Below are 4,294 nucleotides of genomic sequence, written 5' to 3'. Positions count from 1 at the left end.
GGGAGACGTGGACGCCGGAGAGCACGTCCCGGACGGCATCACCCTCGGTATAGGACTTCGAGACGTCGTGCAGCTCGACCAGGGGCGGGGTGGCGGGCATGGGGAAGGGAGTGCCTAACCGATGCGCGACCTTCTCGCCTGTTTCTTCGCATGCCTGCTTTCCGAGCCTCCTCCTTCACCGTCACCCCGCCGCCGGGCACAGAGGTGTGGGATCCCAATCCCCGGCTCCCACGTCCCGCTCGCGCAGCCGATCGAAGAAGCCGCCCACCTCGGAGGAGAGCAGCGGCCCGCCCTTGTCGCGCGGGATGATGTGGAAGCCGTCCTTGAGCGAGATGAAGCGCACCTGGGACGCGCTGGTGAGGCCTCGGACCAGCAGCCGGCCGCCCGCGGGGTCCACCACGTGGTCCTGCTCGGCCACCGCCACCAGGGTGGGGCAGCGCACGTGGGGCAGGGCCTCCATCACCGCGTCCTGGAGCGTCCACATGTCCTGCAGCCGCGCCGAGGGGAAGGCCGAGAGGATGGGCGCCTGGGCCAGCACGGTCGGGTCGGAGAGGTCCGTGCCCGTCTTGTAGACCCAGGGCTTCACCCGCTCCAGCAGCCTGTGGTGCCGCAGGCGCTTGAGCAGCCACATGTGGGGCCCCTTGAGGCGCACCGCCGGGGCGATGAGCGCCAGCCCATGCACCCGCTCCGGACAGTCCACCGCCAGCTTCAGTGCCAGCAGGGCGCCCATGGACAGTCCCGCCACGAAGACGCGCCGATGGTCGCGCAGGGACAGCAGGGCGTGGAGCGCGGCCCCCTCCCAGTCCCGGTGGCAGACACCCAGCATGGCCTCGGGGGTGGAGCAGTGGCCCGGGAGCTGGGGGGCTCGCACGTGGAGGCCTCGGGCCGCCAGGGCCTCTCCCAGCGGGCGCAGCTCCCAGGGGCTTCCGGTGAAGCCATGCAGCAGGAGGCAGGCATCCTCTCCCCGCCCCAGCTCGAACGGGGCCGTCTTCTCCGGGTCCATCCCCTGCGCGCTCATCGTGACTGAAGCTAGTCACGGGGGTTGGCAGGCGGTATGCCCCCACCCATGGCGGACACCCCGAAGCCTCCCGACGTACCCTTGCAGCTTCAGATAGATGACGACGTGGCCAATGGTCACTACGTGAACATGGCCATGGTGAACCACTCCGAGACGGAGTTCACCCTGGACTTCGTCTACGTGCACCCGCAGCCGCCCCGGGCCAAGGTGCGCTCGCGCGTCATCCTCAATCCCAAGCACGTCAAGCGCCTGCTCAAGGTGCTCCAGGACGGCGTCGCCCAGTACGAGCAGCGCTTCGGCCCCATCGACCTCACCGAGGACGGCCGCCACTGACGGCCCTTGCGGCTGGCCACGCGGGACTGTTGGGTGTGCACGGAAGCCGTTCGCAACGCTGGCCTCCGGCGCCGGCCCGTCGCAGACTCGGCGGCCCTGGAGAACGCATGACGGCGGACGTGGAGAAGCTGAAGGCGCGGATGGTGGAGTTCATCCACGCGTTGCAGGACGACATCTGCGGCGCGTTGGAGCGGCTCGATGGGAAGGCGCGTTTCCGTGAGGACCCGTGGCAGCGCCCGGGGGGGGGCGGAGGGCGCAGCCGCGTCCTGGAGGAGGGGGCGGTGCTGGAGAAGGGCGGCGTCAGCACCTCGGTGGTGTTCGGCGAGCTGGAGGAGGCCTTCGCCAAGAAGCTCCAGGGCGAGGGGCGCACCTTCTGGGCCGGGGGCATCTCGCTGGTGCTCCACCCGCGCAACCCGCACGTGCCCACCGTGCACGCCAACTACCGCCTCATCCATCAGGGCGGGAAGGTGTGGTTCGGCGGGGGCGCGGACCTGACGCCCTACTACCTCTATGACGAGGACGCGGCGCACTTCCACCGCACGCACAAGGCCGCCTGCGACAAGCACGACCCGACGTACTACCCGCGCTTCAAGGAGGCGTGCGACAAGTACTTCCACCTGCGCCACCGCGAGGAGGCGCGCGGGGTGGGCGGCATCTTCTTCGAGAACCTGGGCGGAGACCTGGAGCGCGAGCTGGCCCTGGTCCAGGACGCGGGCCGGGCCTTCCTCCCCGCGTACCTGCCCATCGCCGAGCGGCGCAAGGACACTCCTTATACGGAGGCGCAGCGCTTCTGGCAGGAGGTGCGGCGCGGGCGCTACGTGGAGTTCAACCTCGTGTGGGACCGGGGCACCATCTTCGGCCTGGAGACCAAGGGGCGCACCGAGTCCATCCTCATGTCCCTGCCGCCGCAGGTGCGCTGGCGCTACGACCACCATCCCGCCCCGGGCTCGGAGGAGGCGCGATTGGTGGAAGTGCTGCGCAACCCCCGCGACTGGGCCGGCACGTAGGAGGGACGAGGAACCCGTGGACAACCCCGTTTCCGACAAGCCTCGAATGGCGCCCTGGAAGAAGGTGGCGCTGGTGGTGGCGGTGCTCGCGGTCCCCTGCCTCCTGGCGGTGGGCGGCGGCGCCTTCTACCTCGTCAGTCGTCGCCACCCCGCCGTGCAGGACCAGGCCCTCACCAGCGAGGCGCGCGTCAACGTGCTGCGCCTGTGTGGCGACGTGCAGTCCTACCGGGACGAGCATGGCGTCTTCCCCACCGCCGGCCCGGTTCCCCGGGAGGTGCCGCGGGGGGGCGGGGCGGTGCCCTTCGAGCCGGACGAGAACCTCCGGATGATCGGCTTCGACCCCGGCGAGCGCGTCCGCTACCAGTACCAGGTGGTGGTGCAGGAGACGCCCCTGGGCGAGGCGGAGGTCACCTGCTTCGCGCGGGGAGACCTGGATGGGGACGGCCAGGTGTCCGTCTTCAGCGTCACCCTGGATGCCAACGGGATGACCTCCCCGGTGAAAGTGGAGAGGGAAGAGGAGTAATCGGACCCCCCCTGGCAACTTGCTCGGGGTCCGAGCGACAATACCGGGTGATGAGCCACGCCGGTAACATCAAGGGGGGTCGTGGGACCTACATCGGTCCTCCGCCGAGTCGTCCCGAGGGAGGCCCTCCGGGTCGCTCGGGCAAGATGGGTCCTGGCGCTGGCCCTGCCCCTGCCCCGGGTGGAGAGGAGAAGCCGCGCATCGGCGGTCAGCCCACGCAGACGGAGATGCCGCGCGCGGGGGGGATGGGCGAGGAGAAGACGCGCATCGGCCGGGCGCCCACGGAGCCCGAGCCGCCCAAGGATCTCTTCAACTTCGACGGCCTGGAGAACCCCGGGGAGACCCGCTCCGGCAGGAGCCGGGAGGACAAGTCCGGCGTTTTCGAGGCGCCCCGGGGTCGGGACGGCTCCCGTTCCACGGGAGAGCGCCCGCAGCTCCGCAACCGCCCCCAGGAGCGGGCCGAGAGTGGCACCGGCTTCGAGAAGCGGTCCCCGACGGGCACGGGAGAGCGCCCGCGGCTTCCGACGCGGCGCGGCGAGGAGGCCCCACGCACGAGGGAGGCTCCGCGCCAGGGCCAGGGGGAGGGCCCTGTCTTCGAGAAGCGGTCCCCGACCGGCACGGGTGAGCGCCCGCAGCTCCCGACGCGGCGAGGCGAAGAGGCCCCACGCACGAGGGAGACCCCGCGCCAGGGGGAGGGTGCTGTCCTCGACAAGCGGTCCCCGACGGGCACGAGCGAGCGCCCGCAGCTTCCGACGCAGCGCGGCACGGACGTCCCGCGTCGGGCGGAGGGCTCTGGTCAGGTGCCCATGCCGACGCCGGGAGGCACGGAGGTTCAAGCGGGCGCCGAGCCCCGGCCAATGGAGGAACTGCTGCCAGAGTTTCCCGATCCCATCGGGCTGGAGTCGCTCGCCCACCATTTCGCCGAGGAGTTGCGCTACCTGGGGCAGGAGCTGCGTCCCGGGCGCATGCCGCCCTCGACGCGCGCCGAGCGCCTCTGGGCCTTCTTCCAGGCCTATGCCGAGGCCAATGCGAAGGACCCGGCGGGCCAGACGAAGGAGGGGCGTGAGCTCTTCCGCCAGGCGCTCAACGGGCACGGCTATGCGGCCCTGCGCGATGCCAACTCGGGTCAAAACGGGGTGAAGGTGGCCCTCAAGTTGCTGGAGGCCCAGTCTCCGGAGGAGCTGCACAAGCTGCTCGAGGAGATTCAGATCGAGCCCGGGCCGTCGCGGCTGTCCTCCGAGGTCTCCCTGCCCGTCATGGAGCAGCCCGCCTTCGAGACGCCGAAAGAGCTCCTGCCGAAGGAGGCTCAGCCGAAGCAGGCCGAGCAGCCGAAGGACGCCAAACACGTCGAGCAGCCGAAGGAGGCTCAGCCGAAGCAGGCCGAGCAGCCGAAGCAGGCCGAGCAGCCGAAGC

Annotated in this window: 5 protein-coding genes; 4 read left to right on the top strand and 1 reads right to left on the bottom strand. The window is 70.8% G+C overall.

The window, feature by feature from the left end:
• Nucleotides 1-181: 181 nt before the first annotated feature.
• Nucleotides 182-1,018: an alpha/beta hydrolase gene (locus tag VF794_RS21530; RefSeq protein WP_414640936.1), complete on the bottom strand. Its 837-nt coding sequence runs from the start codon at nucleotides 1,016-1,018 to the stop codon at nucleotides 182-184.
• A gap of 48 nt (nucleotides 1,019-1,066) precedes the next feature.
• On the opposite strand from VF794_RS21530, the gene VF794_RS21525 reads away from it, so the two are divergent.
• From VF794_RS21525 to VF794_RS21510, 4 genes are all read left to right on the top strand, one after another.
• On the top strand, nucleotides 1,067-1,351 hold the full coding sequence (locus tag VF794_RS21525) for a DUF3467 domain-containing protein (RefSeq protein WP_331113310.1): 285 nt from the start codon (nucleotides 1,067-1,069) through the stop codon (nucleotides 1,349-1,351).
• 107 nt (nucleotides 1,352-1,458) lie between these two features.
• On the top strand, nucleotides 1,459-2,358 hold the full coding sequence (hemF, locus tag VF794_RS21520) for an oxygen-dependent coproporphyrinogen oxidase (RefSeq protein WP_331113308.1): 900 nt from the start codon (nucleotides 1,459-1,461) through the stop codon (nucleotides 2,356-2,358).
• A gap of 16 nt (nucleotides 2,359-2,374) precedes the next feature.
• Nucleotides 2,375-2,881, top strand: coding sequence for a hypothetical protein (locus VF794_RS21515; protein WP_331113306.1), 507 nt, complete (start codon nucleotides 2,375-2,377; stop codon nucleotides 2,879-2,881).
• Nucleotides 2,882-2,931: 50 nt separating this feature from the next.
• Nucleotides 2,932-4,294, top strand: a 1,363-nt coding sequence (locus tag VF794_RS21510) for a hypothetical protein (protein WP_331113304.1), incomplete at its 3' end; no start/stop codon positions are given.

The organism is Archangium sp. (assembly GCF_036389735.1).
In the GTDB taxonomy this organism is placed as follows: Bacteria; Myxococcota; Myxococcia; order Myxococcales; family Myxococcaceae; genus Archangium.
Note: the sequence above shows the minus strand (reverse complement) of the source record. Positions and strands in the feature narration are given on the sequence as shown.

What these genes read in the sequence shown, in the direction of transcription:
- VF794_RS21530 (WP_414640936.1), bottom strand. Translation starts at nt 1,018, where the DNA reads ATGAGCGCGCAGGGGATGGACCCGGAGAAGACGGCCCCGTTCGAGCTG.
- VF794_RS21525 (WP_331113310.1), top strand. Translation starts at nt 1,067, where the DNA reads ATGGCGGACACCCCGAAGCCTCCCGACGTACCCTTGCAGCTTCAGATA.
- hemF (WP_331113308.1), top strand. Translation starts at nt 1,459, where the DNA reads ATGACGGCGGACGTGGAGAAGCTGAAGGCGCGGATGGTGGAGTTCATC.